The following is a 15,501-nucleotide window of genomic DNA, read 5'->3' as shown; positions in this document are numbered from 1 at the left end:
GGTCCGCTCCCCGCGTCCCTCACCGTCACAGCGTCGGGTGAGGTCGACCTCTTCAGTTTCTGATCAGTGACAGCCCTACTGGGATTCCTCGGAACCGTCCTCGCTCGCTCCGGCGATCTTGCCACCGACGAACACCACGCCCAGCCCGAGAGCGGCTACTCCAGCGGCTGCCACCACCTTCATCCCCGCCCCCAGGAACTGCTTGCTCTCGCTGTCCTTCTCGGATACCTGCCGCACGTTTCGGTCGAGGCGATCGTGGAGGGCCTCCCGTTGTTCCCAGGTGAGGTCGTCCCGACCGAGGTCGGCCCGCAGGGCATCCCTCTGATCCTGTGAAGCCTGGTAAAAGCGGTTCTGACTGTTCTCGTTGGCTGCAAGAGTGGACTTGTGAGCCTCTGTGACCGCATCCATGTCGGCCTTGGCCAGGTCCTTGAAGGCGGGGAACTGCTCGATGAGCTTGAGTCGCACTTCGGTGGCCATCTCGGGCATCGCCGCCGCGAACTTGAGCACCTTGTCCTTGGACAGGTTCCGCCAGTTCGGGATACCCAACTTCCGCTTGATCGCTGCTTCGTTCACGTCGCCCATTCCCTGACTCCGTTCGTCTTCCCATGAGGCATCCCGGATAGTAGCGGTGCCCGCCGACGAGCCCCTCTTACTCGCCCCCGGCCTGTTCGCCATGGCTCTGTGAGCCGCATTCGGGGGCCGGGTGCACCCGTTGTGCATCAGTCACCAGCATGCTGAGACCGACGATCGCATGGTCAGGACGGCACGACCCCAGGAATCAGCCCATCCCTGAAGGCCGGTCATGGTCGGGCACCCGGGCCGGTCCCAGGCCGAACTCGCAGATCTTCGAGCATCGGGCGTCGCCGTCGGTCACGGTGTACTGGCATACGGCATCGGGCGCTCAGCCGAGCCGCTCATGCGAGATGGAGCGCCTTTCGCGCTGCCGCACCTCACTCAAGGCTCGTGTTCTGATCGGCACCCTCCGGGAGCCGATGGAAGACGACGACCGGGAGAACGCAGTCGGTTGCCCTCGGGTAGTCGGCGTAGCCAGGGGCCGTGGCGACGGCGGTGGCCCGCCAGGTCTCCGTGCCGAGTTCCACGGTGGCCGTGGGGTTCACGAAGGTATTGCGGTACCAGCCGGGGTGCCGGTCCGAGCCGCCGGCCGGGCTGACGACGAGGAGCTGGTCGCGGTTCCTGTCCTCGTGCTCCACGAAGCCGAGCGGTGTCGTGTGTTCCCTTCCGGACCTGGCGCCGGCGGTGAGGAGGAATACCCCTCCCTCGAAGGGGCCGCCGAGGCGTCCGGCGTCGGTGCGGAATTCACTGATGATCTCGGTGTTGGAGTGGAGGGGCGAAGCCGTCGCCAGGTTCCTCTTGCCTCCGCCCCTTCGCTTTCGAGCGCGGACCGGCGCGCGGCGCGAATCCCCCGTTCCAGCCGCGCGCCCCGCCGGGCGTCAGGGGTGTTTCCGGTCCGGCGGCAGCAGGGGCTTTCCCTCCACCGGGGAGGAGAGCACGATCGAGGTCGTGGTGCGGCCGAGGGCCGAGGTCTGTTCCAGGACGTCTTCGAGGTGGACGGTGTCGGTGACGGCGACCTTGAGGATCCAGCAGTCCTCGCCCACCACGTGGTGGGTCTCCAGGACCTCGGGGCGCGCGAGCAGTTCGAGGGTGCGGGGGTGCTTGAGGGTGTAGCCGCCGTGCGGGTTCACCCGGATGAAGGCCTGGATGCCGTAGCCGAGGCGGGCCGGGGAGACCCTGGCGCCGTAGCCGGTGACCGCGCCGCTCTCCTCCAGGCGGCGGACCCGTTCGGTGACGGCCGCCGGGCTGAGCCGGACGCGGCGGCCGAGCTCGCTGAGCTTGATCCGGCCGTCGGTCTGGAGGAGGTCCAGGATCTGCCGGTCGATGGGGTCGAAGGCCGCGTAAGGGGCCGCCGAGGTTTCATCGGCGCCGGCCCGCGAACGCCGTGGTTCCTTCGGTGCGATGACCGGGACGCCCATGTTTCCCCCTTCAGGCGGCGAACGCTCAACGTAACACTTGTCGGCAGAGGCGAGGGAGTGGGAATTCATGGACGTTCTGGTCATCGGCGGGAGCCGCTATTTCGGCAAGCGGGTCATCGCGCTTCTGCGGCAATCCGGGCACCGCGTCACGGTGCTCAACCGGGGTTCCTCCGGAGTGCCTTCCAGTGGGCTCTCCGGCGTGCTCCCCCGTGTGCTCTCCGGGGGGATCGAGCACCTCGTGGCCGACCGCGACGACGAGGCCGCGCTCGCGTCCGTGCTCGCGGGCCGCTCCTTCGACGTCGTCCTCGACCAGGTCTGCTACACCCCGCCCCAGGCGGAGATCGCCCTGCGGGTCTTCGCGGGGCGCGTCCGGCGCTACGTGATGACGTCGACGGTGGAGGTGTACGGGGACGAGGACTCTCCCGTACCGCTCCCGGAGACCGCCCTCGACCTGGCGTCGGTCGTCGTCGACACGGGCGCGCCCTGGGACGATCCGGAGTTCCGCGACGCCCGTTACGGGGAGGGCAAGCGGCAGGCCGAGGCGGTGTTCGCGGCCGGGGCGCCGTTCGCGTGGAGCTCGGTGCGGGTGGCGCACGTCCTCGGCGGCGACGACGACTTCACCGGCAGGCTCGACCACTACGTGCGGCGCGTCCGGGACGGCGAGCCGATCGCGGTGCCCGCGGTGAACCGTCCGGCGACCTACGTGTACGTGGAGGAGATCGCCGCGTTCCTCGCCTGGGCGGTGGAGGCGGACTTCACCGGGCCGGTGAACGCGCACTCCCACGGCCCGCTCCACACCGCCGACCTCTGCGCGGAGATCGAGCGGCAGGTGGGCGGCCGGACGGTGTTCCGGGAGGTGGGGGTCGGGGCGGGCGGGGAGTCCGGGGCCGGGGAGGTGGAAGCCGGGGAGGACGGGATCGGGGAAGCCGGGGCCGGGGAGGCCGGGGCCGGGGAGCTTTCGCCGTTCTCCTTCGTCCGTTCCTACGGGATGGACAACTCCCGTGCCACCGCGCTCGGTTACTCCTTCACCCACTCCTCCGAGTGGCTCCCGAGGGCCGTCTCCGAGGCGGTCCGGGCGGCCGGGATCGCCGGGGCGGGGCGGTGATGTCGTTCCGGACGCTGGGGGACGTACGGGTCGGGGCGGTCGGGCTCGGCACGATGCCGCTCTCCATCGAGGGGCGGCCCGACCCGGCGCGGGCCGTCGCCACGGTGCACGCGGCCCTGGACGCGGGCGTGACCCTGCTCGACACCGCCGACTCGTACCACCCGCCGGGCGGCGCGCCCGGTGAGGGCGAACTCCTCGTGGCCCGGGCCCTGGCCTCGTACGGGGGCCGTACGGACGGGATGCTGGTGGCGACGAAGGGCGGGCGGGGGCGGACGGCCGACGGCGGCTGGACCGTGGACGGCCGGCCCGCGCACCTGCGGCGGGCGGCGGAGGCCTCGGCCCGGCGGCTCGGCGGCGACGCGATCGGCCTGTACCAGCTCCACAAGCCGGACCCGGCCGTCCCGTACGCCGAATCGCTCGGCGCGGTAAGGGAGTTGCTGGACACGGGCACGGTCCGGCTCGCCGGGGTCTCGAACGTGGACACCGGGCAGATCCTGCTGGCCCGGGAGGTCCTGGGCGACCGGCTCGTCTCCGTGCAGAACCGGTACTCCCCCGCCGTCCGGGACGGTGAGGCGGAGCTGCGGCTCTGCGCGGAGCTGGGGCTCGCCTTCCTTCCGTGGAGCCCGCTGGGCGGGATCTCGCGCAGCTCCCTGGACGGGGCGTCCGCGCTGGAGGAGGACCCGGAGTTCGGGGCGTTCCACCGGGTGGCCCGGACGCGCGGGACCAGCCCGCAGCGGGTGGCGCTCGCCTGGCTGCTCTCGCTCTCGGAGACCGTGCTCCCGATCCCGGGGGCCAGCCGCCCGGAGACGGCCCGGGACTCGGCGGCCGCGGCCGGGCTCGTCCTGACCGAGGAGGAGCTGACGGAGCTGGCGGTACGGGGGTGAACGGGAGGGCCCCGGCCGCGCGTGGCGACCGGGGCCCTCCCGTTCCCGGGGCCCGGATCCGGCTCAAGGCCCGGGACTCGGGGGGCTCTTCGCGGGGGCGGGGCCCGTTCAGACGGCCGCCGGGGTCTTCTCGCCCTCCCCGTCCGCCCGCTGGTCCGGGACCGGGGTCGGGGCGTGGTCGTCGACGAGGGTCCTCTCGTCGAAGGGGATCCGGCCGGCGAGCACCTCGGTCACCCGCGCCTTGTCGATCTCCTTCGTCCACGTGCCGACGAGGACGGTGGCGACGGCGTTGCCGGCGAAGTTGGTGAGGGCGCGCGCCTCGCTCATGAAGCGGTCGATGCCGACGATCAGGCCCACCCCGTCGACCAGTTCGGGCCGGTGGGACTGGAGGCCGCCCGCGAGGGTGGCGAGGCCCGCGCCGGTGACGCCCGCCGCGCCCTTCGAGGCGATGATCATGAAGACGAGGAGGGAGACCTGCTCGCCGATCGACAGCGGGTCGCCCATCGCCTCGGCGACGAAGAGCGAGGCCATCGTGAGGTAGATGGCGGTGCCGTCGAGGTTGAAGGAGTAGCCGGTCGGCACGGTGATGCCGACGACCGGCTTGGAGACGCCCAGGTGCTCCATCTTCGCGATGAGGCGCGGCAGCGCCGACTCGGAGGAGGAGGTGGAGAGGATCAGCAGGAACTCGCGGCCCAGGTACTTCAGGAGGGCCCAGACGCTGATCCCGGCGACCAGGCGCAGGATCGCGCCGAGCACGACGAAGACGAAGATTCCGCAGGTCAGGTAGAAGCCGATCATGATGACGGCGAGGGACTTCAGAGCGTCCACGCCGGTCGCGCCGACGACGGCCGCGATGGCGCCGAACGCGCCGACCGGGGCGGCCCACATGATCATGGCGAGGATGCGGAAGACCAGCTGCTGGATGTGCCCGATCCCCCGGAGCACCGGCTCCCCTGCCGCGCCCATCGCCTGGAGCGCGAAGCCCGCGAGGAGGGCGACCAGGAGGGTCTGGAGGACCTCGCCCTCGGTGAAGGCGGAGACGAGGGTGGTGGGGATGATCCCGAGGAGGAAGTCGGCCGTGGACTCGCTCGCGCCCTCCGCCTGCTTGGCGCCGGCCTCGGCCAGCTCCTTGGTGAGGTGGAGGCCGGAGCCGGGCTCCAGGAGGTTGCCGACCAGCAGGCCGATCGCGAGGGCCACCGTCGACATGAGCAGGAAGTAGCCGAGGGCGAGGCCGCCGACGGCGCCGACCTTCGCGGCCTTCCGGACCGAGCCGACGCCGAGCACGATCGTGCAGAAGATGATCGGGGAGATCATCATCTTGATGAGGTTGACGAAGCCGGTGCCGAGCGGCTTGAGCTCGACGGCGACGCCCGGTGCCAGGAAACCGACCGCGATGCCGAGCAGTACGGCGCCGATGACGGCCAGATACAGATAGTGGGTGCGGTCCCGACGTGCGGCCACGGGGGTCCTCCTCGTGCTGGTGGGTGTCCCCCGGGCGTCCGCGTCCCGGTGGACCTCCGCGACTATCCACCAGCCTGTGACGCGGGTCACGGTTGCGTACGTTTCGTTCATGGCCGAAACGAAGGGGGCGGGGGCCGGGCGGGGCCGCGCCGCCGCCCCGGGCGGCCGGACGTGCACACTTACCCGCATGCGTGTGCCCCTCCGCCGGCTCTCCCTCCTCTCCCGGCTCCCCCGCCCCCGCAGCCTGGCCGGCCAGCTCTTCGCGATGCAGGTCGTGCTCGTGGCGGTCGTCGTGGCGGGGTGCGCGGTCTTCGCGTACCTCACGGACCGGGCGCAGGCCGAGGAGACGGCGCGGCGCCAGGCCACGGCCACCGCCGCGGCCGTGGCCGACTCGCCGTCGGTGGCCGTCGCCGCGCGCTCGGCCGACCCGTCGGCGGCGCTCCAGCCGTACGCCGAGTCGCTGCGCCGCCACGCGGACGTCGCCTTCGTGGTGGTCATGGCCCCGGACGGCACCCGCTGGACGCATCCGGAAGCGGACCAGATCGGGCGCACGTACCTCGGCCACATCGAGCAGGCGCGGCGGGGGAAGGTCTACTCCGAGACGCACCTGGGGGTCCTCGGGCCCTCCGTGCGGACGGTGGCGCCCGTCTTCGGCGCCGACGGGCGGGTCGTCGCCCTGGTCAGCGCGGGCATCACGATCGAGCGGATCAGCGCGCAGGTGCGGGAGCAGGTGACCGCCCTGCTCGGCATGGCGGGCGCGGCGCTCGCCCTCGGCGGGGCGGGGACGTACGTCGTGAACGCGCGCCTGCGCCGGCACACCCACGGCATGAACGCGACCGAGCTGAGCCGGATGCACGACTACCACGAGGCCGCGCTGCACGCCGTGCGGGAGGGGCTCGTGATGCTCGACGGGCGGCGGCGGATCGCCCTGATCAACGACGGGGCGCGGGAGCTGCTCGGTCTGGACGAAGGGGTCGTGGGGCGGCCGGCGGCCGACCTCGGCCTGCCCGCGCCGCTGACGGGGGCACTGCTGTCCTCGGAGCCGCGCGTGGACGAGACGCACCTGACGGACGAGCGGGTCCTCGTCGTCAACACCCGCCCGGTGGTGGGCGGGGAGCGGCGCGGCACCGTGGTCACGCTGCGGGACCGCACGGAGCTCCAGGCCCTGTCGGGCGAGCTGGACTCCGAGCGGGGCTTCACGGAGGCGCTGCGCTCGCAGGCGCACGAGGCGGCGAACCGGCTGCACACGGTCGTCTCGCTGATCGAGCTGGGCCGGGTGGCGGAGGCGGTGGAGTTCGCGACGGCGGAACTGGAGCTGGCGCAGGCGCTCACCGACCGGGTCGTGGACGCGGTCGGCGAGCCCGTCCTCGCCGCGCTGCTGCTCGGCAAGGCGGCGCAGGCCAACGAGCGGGGCGTGGAGCTGGTCCTCACCGAGGACAGCCGCATCGACGACGGGCGGGTGCCGGAGGCCCTGCCGGCCCGGGACCTGGTGACGATCCTCGGCAACCTGATCGACAACGCGGTGGAGGCGGCGGGCGGGACGCCGCACGCGCGCGTGACGGTCACGGTCGCGGCCCGCGCGGGGGACGGCGAGCTGCTGCTCCGGGTCTCGGACAGCGGCCCCGGCGTCCGCCCGGCCGACCGGGACGCGGTCCTCGGCCGCGGCTGGTCCACCCGCGGCCCGGGCCGCGGCCTCGGCCTGGCCCTGGTCCGCCAGGCGGTCTCCCGCGCCGCGGGCACGCTGGTCCTCACGGACGGGGAGGGGGGCGGGGCGGAGTTCACGGTACGGCTGCCGTTGCGGGGGGCGGGGCCTGCGGGGGCGGACGGGGGAGTTGATGCGGGGGCGAACGGGGGAGTCGGCGCGGGGGCGGCACGGGGGTCGGTGCCGGCGCCGCGGGAGGGGAGCGGGTCCGGGGCGGGTGGCGCTCCGGGCGCGGGTGATGCCCTGGACTCGGGTGGCGCCTCGGGCGTGAGCGGCGCCTCGGGTACGGGCAGGGCCCCGGGCACGGGTGGGACCCCGGGCACGGATGAGTCCCCGGACACGGACGAGGCCCCGAGCGCGGGTAACGCCCCAGGTGTGGACGGCATCCCGGACCCGGGCGGGTCCTCCCGTACGGGCGAAGGCGTCCGCGCGCGTGGTGGCGACGGGTCCGGCGGGATCGAGGTGGTGTCGTGAGTGCCGCTCCCCTCAGGGTGCTGGTCGTCGAGGACGACCCCGTGGCCGCCGACGCGCACGCGCTCTACGCCGGGCGCGTCGAGGGCTTCGCCGTCGTCGGGGTCGCGCACTCGCGGGCCGCCGCCGTGCGGGTGCTCGACCGGACGCCGGTCGACCTGATCCTGCTCGACCTGTACCTGCCCGACGGCCACGGCCTCCAGCTCCTGCGGGCGCTGCGCGCCGCCGGGCACGCCGCCGACGTGATCGCGGTGACCTCCGCCCGGGACCTGGCGGTCGTACGGGAGGGCGTCTCCCTGGGGGTCGTCCAGTACGTGCTCAAGCCCTTCGCCTTCGCGACCCTCAGGGACCGCCTCGTCCGGTACGCCGAGTTCCGGGCGGCCGCCGGGGAGGCCTCCGGGCAGGACGAGGTGGACCGGGCGCTCGCCGCGCTGCGGGCCCCGCACCCCGCCGCGCTCCCCAAGGGCCTGAGCGCCCCCACCCTGGAGGCGGTCACCCGCACCCTCCGGGCCGCCCCGGGCGGGCTCACCGCCGCCGAGGCGGGGGCGGCCCTAGGGATCTCCCGGATCACCGCGCGCCGCTATCTGGAGCACCTCGTCACCGAGGGCCGGGCCGTGCGGGCGCCGCGGTACGGGCAGATCGGACGGCCCGAACTCCAGTACCGCTGGCTGGAGGGATCCGCGCGCGGTCACTGAACAGGCGAAACGGTGTTACCGGGCGGTTCCCACGTTCCTACGAACCTCTGGCCTTGGGGGAACGCACCGTATCCACCCGTCACCCTCCGCACCTACGGTGGCCGCGTGCACAGACCCACCCCTCCCTTCGACGCCCAGGCCGCGCGCCGCCTGCGCGAGGGCCTCGGCATGGCCCACGGCCACGTCGCGTACGGCCTGCGGGCGCAGTACGGCGTCCTCGCCACCCCCGAGACCGTCCTCGCCTGGGAACGCGGCCGGGCGGTCCCCACCGAGCAGGAGCTCACCGCCCTCGCGGGCGTCCTGTGGTGCTCCCCCGCCGAGCTGATCGCCGCCGCCTCCACCCTGCGCGAGCACCGGGTGGCGCGCGGGCTCGCCCCCGAGGAGCTGGCGCGGCGGGTGGGGCTCGCGGCCTCCGCGTACCAGCGGATGGAGGACGAGGGGCGCTGGCGCGGCACCGAACGCCAGACGGCCGCCCTCGCCGAGGTCCTCGGCCTCGGCCCGCGCGCCCTGATCACCGCGACCGGCGGCGACGAGCGCCTCGCCGAAGTGCTGCGCGACGCGGTCACCACCCGCTGGCAGGCGTACGTGAAGCCGGTGGCGCGGACGGTCCCGCTGCCCAGGCGGACCGTGGAGTCGGCGCTCCAGCGGCTGCACACGGAGTACAACGCCCGGATGGCGGCGGTCAGCAGTTGGGGCACCCCGGGGACCACGGGCGACGAGGGACGCGCGTACCTGGACGAGGTCGTCGACCACTTCTGGGCGGCCGCCGGAACGTGACCGGGAGCGTGGGCCCACGCCTCGCACGGGTGCCGTGGGACGGCCCGTACCCTTCGAGCGGTTCCACGACTTCCTTGACCCGGGCGGCCGTCGGACCGCCGACGGCGGAACCGTGCGGTGGAGCCGGCCACAGCCCACAGGCCCTGATCCCACAGGCCCTCAGTCCCGGCGGTCGAAGTCGAAGAGCTGGCCGGCGGCGTCCGGGGCGCAGAGGGCCTGGGCGAGGCGGGACCAGGGGGCCGCGCGGTCGCCGACGACGGTGACGCAGCCGCCGGGGGCCGCGGAGCCGGCCGGGACGATCCGGTAGCCCCGGACCGGGGTGCCGTACGGCTCCAGGGAGAACTCCTCGATCCGGGTGGGGTCGCCGCACTCGGAGTCCTCGTACGGCGCGTCGGGCACGCGCCGGCCGGAGGGCAGTCCGGAGCAGCCGGCGCCGTGGTCGGGGTGGTCGGAGGCGATCCGCCACCGGCCGTCGCCCCTCTCCACGAGCGCGTACAGCGGGACGTCCGCGGCGGCGCACGGCACCTGGCGGATCTGGCCGGTCCGGGAGCCGCGCCGCTCGCCGAGGCAGAAGTCGGTGCCGACGACCCGGACGAGCACGTCCCCGGCGGCGGGGGCGGTGGGGGTACGGGGCGGGTGCCCGGTGTGGCCGTCCCGCAGGAAGGCGACGACGCTGACGCCGGCGAACACGAGGGCGGCGACCGCGACCAGCGGGACGAGGAGGCCGCGTATGCCGCTCATGCCGTGCATGCCGCTCATGCCTTGTATGCCGCGTATTCGGAACCGGTTGCCGGGGCCGGGGCCCGGGGGGTCGTCGGCGGGGGCGCCGGGCCAGAGGGGCGGGGAGTCGGGGGTGTTCTCAGGGGTGTCCCCGGGGGTGTCCTCGGAGGTGTCTTCGGGGGCGGGTGGCTCCTCGTGCGCCGGGCCGGTTTCCTCCGGGGCCGTTCTCTCGGGGTTCTCTTCGGTTGGGGCAGGCCCCTCCGGGTCCGGATCCGGGCCCTCCTCGTCCCCCCGCCGCCCCGCCAGTTCGCTCCGTACCGTCCGCCACTGCTCCAGCGCGGCCGGGCCGGTCCCGCACGCGCGGACGAAGGCGGTCAGGAGTTCCTCGCGGGGCAGGGTCGTACGGGACAGCATGTTCGCCACCGTCGAGCGCGGCAGGACGTCCCCCCGCGCCTCCGCCCGCGCCGAGAGCTCGCGGTACGTCAGACCCGACCAGTCCTTGAGCGCCTGGAGGCGCGCGAGGAACTCGGCGGGGCTCCGTGCGCCCCTCGGGTCGGGGACGTGCTCCCCCGGCGTCATCCGCGCCTCCCCCTTCCCCCGGACGGGCGGACGGCGTTGGGACGTGTCCGGGACAGGCCCCAAGCCTTGTTGATCTCGCGCTCCGGCTCAAGAGTGGAATCCGGCATTTACGGGGCGGTGCCGCACGGGAACGGCCCCGACCGTCCACGGGGGGACGGTCGGGGCCGCTTTCGGCCCACGGGCCCAGGAGGTCCGTAGGCCCGGAAGGTCCGTAGGCCCGGAAGGTCCGTAGGCCCGGAAGGTCCGTAGGCCTAGAAGACCGACTCCGCCTCGCGCATGCGGTCCGCCGGAACCCTCTTGAGCTGGGTCACGGCCTCCGCGAGCGGCACCATCTCGATGTTCGTGCCGCGCAGCGCCGTCATCCGGCCGAAGTCGCCGCGGTGCGCCGCCTCCACGGCGTGCCAGCCGAAGCGGGTGGCGAGCACCCGGTCGTACGCGGTCGGGGTGCCGCCGCGCTGGACGTGGCCGAGGATGACCGGGCGGGCCTCCTTGCCGAGGCGCCGCTCCAGCTCGACGGCGAGCTGGGTGCCGATGCCCTGGAAGCGCTCGTGGCCGAACTGGTCGATCTCGCCCTTGGCGTACTCCATGGAGCCCTCGGCCGGGTGCGCGCCCTCGGCGACGCAGATGACGGCGAACTTCTTGCCGCGCGCGAAGCGCTCCTCGACCATCTTGACGAGGTCGTCGACCTCGAAGGGACGCTCGGGGAGGCAGATGCCGTGCGCGCCGCCGGCCATGCCGGACTCCAGGGCGATCCAGCCGGCGTGGCGGCCCATCACCTCGACGACCATCACGCGCTGGTGGGACTCGGCGGTGGTCTTGAGGCGGTCCATGGCCTCGGTGGCGACGCCGACGGCGGTGTCGAAGCCGAAGGTGCGGTCCGTGGAGGAGATGTCGTTGTCGATGGTCTTCGGGACGCCGACGACGGGCATGCCGGCGTCGGAGAGCATCCGGGCGGCGGTCAGGGTGCCCTCGCCGCCGATCGGGATGAGGACGTCGATGCCGTACTGGTGGGCCAGGTCGGAGGCGGACTCGGCGGCCTCGCGCAGCCGGTTCCGCTCCAGGCGGGCCGAGCCGAGGATGGTGCCGCCGCGGGCCAGGATGCCGCTGACGGCGTTGAGGTCGAGGGGCCGGAAGTGGCCGTCGAGGAGGCCCTTGAAGCCGTCCTCGAAGCCGATGACCTCGTCTCCGTGGCCGGTCATCGCCCGGTGCACGACCGACCGGATCACTGCGTTCAGGCCGGGGCAGTCGCCGCCTGCGGTGAGGACTCCGATGCGCATCGTGCTGTGTCTCCTGCTCGGTCGCGGTCCGTGTGAGCCGGGGCAATTCTCACACGCCGGGCCCGAGGGGCGCGCTCGTCGCCGTTCCGCGCGTCCTTCCGGGCGGGCCCGCGGAGGCCCTCCGGCGGCTTCCCGGGGCCCCTTCCGCCGGTCCCTCCGACGGGCCTCCGACGGGCCTCGGGCCGGCCTCCCGGGGCCCTTCGGCCCGGACTTCCGGGCCCTTCGTCCGGCGGGCGGCTTAACCACCGCCAGGGGTATTGTCAAGGGGGTAATGCCGCCCTATCGGGGCTTTCCGAGCCCTTTTGATTGACGTACGGGCCGGGAAGGCGGAGCTGGGGCACCGCCCGGGCCCTTCCGCAGGACTGGACAGGAGACCACGGCGTGACGCGCAGCGTGTACGTGACCGGGATCGACCGCGGGGACGGCCGCCAGGTCGTCGAGCTGGGAGTCATGGAGCTCCTCACCCGCCAGGTGGACCGGGTGGGGGTGTTCCGGCCGCTGGTGCACGACGGTCCGGACCGGCTCTTCGACCTGCTGCGCGCCCGCTACCGGCTCTCGCAGGACGCCGCGACGGTCTACGGCATGGACTACCAGGAGGCGTCCGCCCTCCAGGCCGAGCGGGGCACCGACGAACTGGTCTCCCGGCTCGTCGACCGCTTCCACGCCGTCGCCCGCGACTACGAGGTCGTCCTCGTCCTGGGCACCGACTTCGCCGCCACCCAGCTTCCCGACGAGCTGGCGATCAACGCGCGGCTCGCCAACGAGTTCGGCGCCTCCGTCATCCCGGTGGTCGGCGGCAAGGGCCAGTCGGCGGAGTCCGTGCGGGCCGAGGCGCGCAACGCCTTCCGGGCGTACGACGGACTCGGCTGCGACGTGCTCGCGATGGTGGTCAACCGGGTCGCGGCCGAGGACCGGGAGGCCATCGCGGAGCGGCTCGCGGCCCGGCTGCCCGTGCCCTGCTACGTCCTGCCGGACGAGCCGGCCCTGTCCGCGCCGACGGTCGCTCAGATCACCCACGCGCTCGGCGCCACCGTCGTCCTCGGGGACGACGCCGGGCTCGCCCGGGACGCCCTGGACTTCGTCTTCGGCGGCGCCATGCTGCCGAACTTCCTGAACGCCCTGACGCCCGGCTGTCTGGTCGTCACCCCCGGGGACCGGGCCGACCTGGTCGTCGGCGCGCTCGCCGCCCACTCGGCCGGCACCCCGCCGATCGCCGGAGTGGTGCTGACCCTGAACGAGCGGCCCAGCGAGGAGATCCTGACCCTGGCGGCCCGGCTCGCGCCCGGCACCCCGGTCGTCTCGGTCGCCGGGAACAGCTTCCCGACGGCCGCCGAACTCTTCGCCTTGGAGGGCAAGCTGAACGCGGCCACGCCGCGCAAGGCGGAGACCGCGCTCGGTCTGTTCGAGCGGCACGTGGACACCGCCGACCTGCTCAAGCGGATCTCGGTGGCCCGCAGCGGCCGGGTCACGCCGATGATGTTCGAGCACGAGCTGCTCGAACAGGCGCGGGCCGACCGGCGCCGGGTGGTGCTCCCGGAGGGCACGGAGGAGCGGGTCCTGCGCGCGGCCGACGTGCTGCTGCGCCGGGACGTGTGCGACCTGACCCTGCTCGGGGACGTGGAGACCATCCGCAAGAAGGCCGCCGACCTGAGCGTGGACCTGCGCGACACGCAGCTCATCGACCCGCACACCTCGGAGCTGCGGGACGCGTTCGCGGAGAAGTACGCGGCGCTGCGCGCCCACAAGGGCGTGACCGTGGAGCTGGCGTACGACGTGGTGTCGGACGTGAACTACTTCGGCACCCTGATGGTCCAGGAGGGCCTGGCCGACGGGATGGTGTCCGGCGCGGTGCACTCCACGGCGGCGACGATCCGCCCGGCCTTCGAGATCATCAAGACGAAGCCGGACGCGTCGATCGTCTCGTCGGTCTTCTTCATGTGCCTGGCGGACAAGGTCCTGGTGTACGGCGACTGCGCGGTCAACCCGGACCCGAACGCCGAGCAGCTCGCGGACATCGCCGTCCAGTCGGCGGCCACCGCGGCCCGGTTCGGCGTGCAGCCGCGGATCGCGATGCTCTCGTACTCCACGGGCACCTCGGGCTCCGGCGCCGACGTCGACAAGGTGCGGGAGGCGACCAAGCTCGTCCGGGAGGCGCACCCGGAGCTGCGGATCGAGGGGCCCATCCAGTACGACGCGGCCGTGGAGCCCTCGGTGGCGGCGACGAAGCTGCCGGGTTCGGAGGTGGCGGGCCAGGCGTCCGTGCTGATCTTCCCCGACCTGAACACCGGCAACAACACGTACAAGGCCGTGCAGCGTTCGGCCGGCGCCGTGGCCGTCGGCCCGGTGCTCCAGGGCCTGCGCAAGCCCGTGAACGACCTCTCGCGCGGCGCGCTCGTCAGCGACATCGTCAACACGGTCGCCATCACGGCGATCCAGTCCCAGGGTCAGGAGCTCCCCGCATGACCGCGCCCACGTCCACGTCCTCGGCCTCGGCAACGTCCGCGTCCGCGTCCGTTCCCACCCGCGTCCTGGTCCTCAACTCCGGTTCCTCCTCGCTGAAGTACCAGCTCATCGACATGCGCGACGGCAGCCGGCTGGCGCAGGGGCTCGTGGAGCGGATCGGCGAGGAGACCTCGCGGCTCGTGCACACCCCGCTCGGGGCGGAGGACGGGGGCCGGCGCGAGAAGGACGGTCCGATCTCCGACCACTCGGCCGCCCTGAAGGCGGTCGCCGGGGAGCTGGCCGCGGACGGCCTGGGCCTGGACTCCCCCGAACTGGCGGCGATCGGGCACCGGGTGGTGCACGGCGGGCTGCGGTTCACCGAGCCGACCGTCGTGAACGGCGAGGTGCTGGCGGAGATCGAGCGGCTCGTCCCGGTGGCGCCGCTGCACAACCCGGCGAACCTCATCGGCATCCGTACGGCGATGGTGCTGCGGCCCGACCTGCCGCAGGTGGCGGTCTTCGACACCGCCTTCCACACCACGATGCCGGAGGCCGCGGCCCGGTACGCGATCGACGTGGAGACCGCCGACGCGCACCGGATCCGGCGGTACGGCTTCCACGGCACCTCGCACGCGTACGTCTCGCGGGAGACGGCGCGGCTGCTCGGCAAGGAGCCGGAGGAGGTGAACGTGATCGTGCTGCACCTGGGGAACGGGGCGTCCGCCTCGGCGGTGCGGGGCGGCCGGTGCGTGGACACCTCGATGGGCCTGACGCCCCTGGAGGGCCTGGTCATGGGGACCCGCTCGGGCGACATCGACCCGGCGGTCACCTTCCACCTGCGGCGGGTGGCGGGGATGTCGGCGGACGAGATCGACGTCCTGCTGAACAAGCGGTCGGGCCTGGTGGGGCTCTGCGGCGACAACGACATGCGGGAGATCCGCCGCCGGATCGACGAGGGCGACGAGCGGGCGGCGCTCGCCTTCGACGTCTACGTCCACCGTCTGAAGAAGTACATCGGGGCGTACTACGCGGTGCTGGGCCGGGTGGACGCGGTGGCGTTCACGGCGGGGGTCGGCGAGAACGCGGCGCCGGTGCGGCAGGCGGCGATCGCGGGTCTGGAGGAGCTGGGTCTGGTGGTGGACGCGGAGCTGAACGCCGCGCGTTCGGACGGGGCGCGGATCATCTCGCCGGAGTACGCGCGGGTGGCGGTCGCCGTGGTGCCGACGGACGAGGAGCTGGAGATCGCGCGCCAGAGCTACGCGCTCGTACGGGGTACGGACGCACCGGACGGGACCGCTCGGGAGGCGCTCGTACGGAGTGCGGAGGGCTCGAACGAGTGATCGCTTGAGCGGCCGCCCGCCCATTTGTACTTTCCGCCAGTCGGAATATTCCGCAGT

13 protein-coding genes are annotated in these 15,501 nt (G+C 73.5%); 7 read left to right on the top strand and 6 right to left on the bottom strand.

Annotated features, from left to right (window positions below; all coding sequences use genetic code 11):
• Positions 1–75 precede the first annotated feature (75 nt).
• The 3 genes from ACFYNX_RS03905 to ACFYNX_RS03895 form a co-directional block, all read right to left on the bottom strand.
• On the bottom strand, positions 76–582 hold the full coding sequence (locus ACFYNX_RS03905; RefSeq protein ID WP_388657334.1) for a hypothetical protein: 507 nt from the start codon (positions 580–582) through the stop codon (positions 76–78).
• Between the two features lie 368 nt (positions 583–950).
• Positions 951–1,325: a nitroreductase/quinone reductase family protein gene (locus tag ACFYNX_RS03900; protein WP_388657834.1), complete on the bottom strand. Its 375-nt coding sequence runs from the start codon at positions 1,323–1,325 to the stop codon at positions 951–953.
• Between the two features lie 126 nt (positions 1,326–1,451).
• Positions 1,452–1,991 (bottom strand): Lrp/AsnC family transcriptional regulator, encoded by a 540-nt coding sequence (locus ACFYNX_RS03895; RefSeq protein ID WP_365541493.1) that lies wholly within the window; start codon positions 1,989–1,991, stop codon positions 1,452–1,454.
• A gap of 67 nt (positions 1,992–2,058) precedes the next feature.
• On the opposite strand from ACFYNX_RS03895, the gene ACFYNX_RS03890 reads away from it, so the two are divergent.
• Positions 2,059–3,096: an NAD-dependent epimerase/dehydratase family protein gene (locus tag ACFYNX_RS03890; protein WP_388657332.1), complete on the top strand. Its 1,038-nt coding sequence runs from the start codon at positions 2,059–2,061 to the stop codon at positions 3,094–3,096.
• On the top strand, positions 3,096–3,980 hold the full coding sequence (locus ACFYNX_RS03885) for an aldo/keto reductase (RefSeq protein ID WP_388657329.1): 885 nt from the start codon (positions 3,096–3,098) through the stop codon (positions 3,978–3,980). The genes ACFYNX_RS03890 and ACFYNX_RS03885 overlap by 1 nt, the downstream gene beginning before the upstream one ends.
• 108 nt (positions 3,981–4,088) lie before the next feature.
• On the opposite strand, the gene ACFYNX_RS03880 is transcribed toward ACFYNX_RS03885, so the two are convergent.
• Positions 4,089–5,441, bottom strand: coding sequence for a cation:dicarboxylate symporter family transporter (locus tag ACFYNX_RS03880; RefSeq protein WP_388657326.1), 1,353 nt, complete (start codon positions 5,439–5,441; stop codon positions 4,089–4,091).
• A gap of 187 nt (positions 5,442–5,628) precedes the next feature.
• On the opposite strand from ACFYNX_RS03880, the gene ACFYNX_RS03875 reads away from it, so the two are divergent.
• The 3 genes from ACFYNX_RS03875 (at position 5,629) to ACFYNX_RS03865 (ending at position 9,086) form a co-directional block, all read left to right on the top strand.
• Complete coding sequence (locus ACFYNX_RS03875) at positions 5,629–7,617, top strand: ATP-binding protein (RefSeq protein WP_388657323.1); 1,989 nt, start codon at positions 5,629–5,631, stop codon at positions 7,615–7,617.
• Positions 7,614–8,309: a response regulator gene (locus ACFYNX_RS03870; protein WP_388657321.1), complete on the top strand. Its 696-nt coding sequence runs from the start codon at positions 7,614–7,616 to the stop codon at positions 8,307–8,309. Before ACFYNX_RS03875 ends, ACFYNX_RS03870 begins: the two co-directional genes overlap by 4 nt.
• A gap of 168 nt (positions 8,310–8,477) precedes the next feature.
• On the top strand, positions 8,478–9,086 hold the full coding sequence (locus ACFYNX_RS03865; protein ID WP_365541526.1) for a helix-turn-helix domain-containing protein: 609 nt from the start codon (positions 8,478–8,480) through the stop codon (positions 9,084–9,086).
• Positions 9,087–9,245: 159 nt separating this feature from the next.
• Here ACFYNX_RS03865 and ACFYNX_RS03860 read toward each other — a convergent pair whose 3' ends face one another.
• A complete protein-coding gene (locus tag ACFYNX_RS03860) occupies positions 9,246–10,385 on the bottom strand; it encodes a helix-turn-helix domain-containing protein (RefSeq protein WP_388657319.1) in 1,140 nt (379 codons plus the stop codon).
• 251 nt (positions 10,386–10,636) lie between these two features.
• On the bottom strand, positions 10,637–11,662 hold the full coding sequence (locus ACFYNX_RS03855) for an ATP-dependent 6-phosphofructokinase (protein WP_388657316.1): 1,026 nt from the start codon (positions 11,660–11,662) through the stop codon (positions 10,637–10,639).
• 381 nt (positions 11,663–12,043) lie between these two features.
• Between ACFYNX_RS03855 and pta the strand changes: the two genes are divergently transcribed.
• Together pta and ACFYNX_RS03845 are read left to right on the top strand one after the other, a co-directional pair.
• The gene (pta, locus tag ACFYNX_RS03850) at positions 12,044–14,125 is read left to right on the top strand and encodes a phosphate acetyltransferase (RefSeq protein ID WP_388657313.1); all 2,082 of its coding nucleotides are present in this window, start codon (positions 12,044–12,046) and stop codon (positions 14,123–14,125) included.
• On the top strand, positions 14,122–15,444 hold the full coding sequence (locus ACFYNX_RS03845) for an acetate kinase (protein ID WP_388657311.1): 1,323 nt from the start codon (positions 14,122–14,124) through the stop codon (positions 15,442–15,444). The genes pta and ACFYNX_RS03845 overlap by 4 nt, the downstream gene beginning before the upstream one ends.
• Positions 15,445–15,501 lie beyond the last annotated feature (57 nt).

The organism is Streptomyces sp. NPDC007872 (genome assembly GCF_042868165.1).
GTDB lineage: Bacteria > Actinomycetota > Actinomycetes > Streptomycetales > Streptomycetaceae > Streptomyces.
The sequence above is the reverse complement of the archived record's forward strand: the minus strand, read 5'-3'. Positions and strand labels throughout refer to the sequence as shown.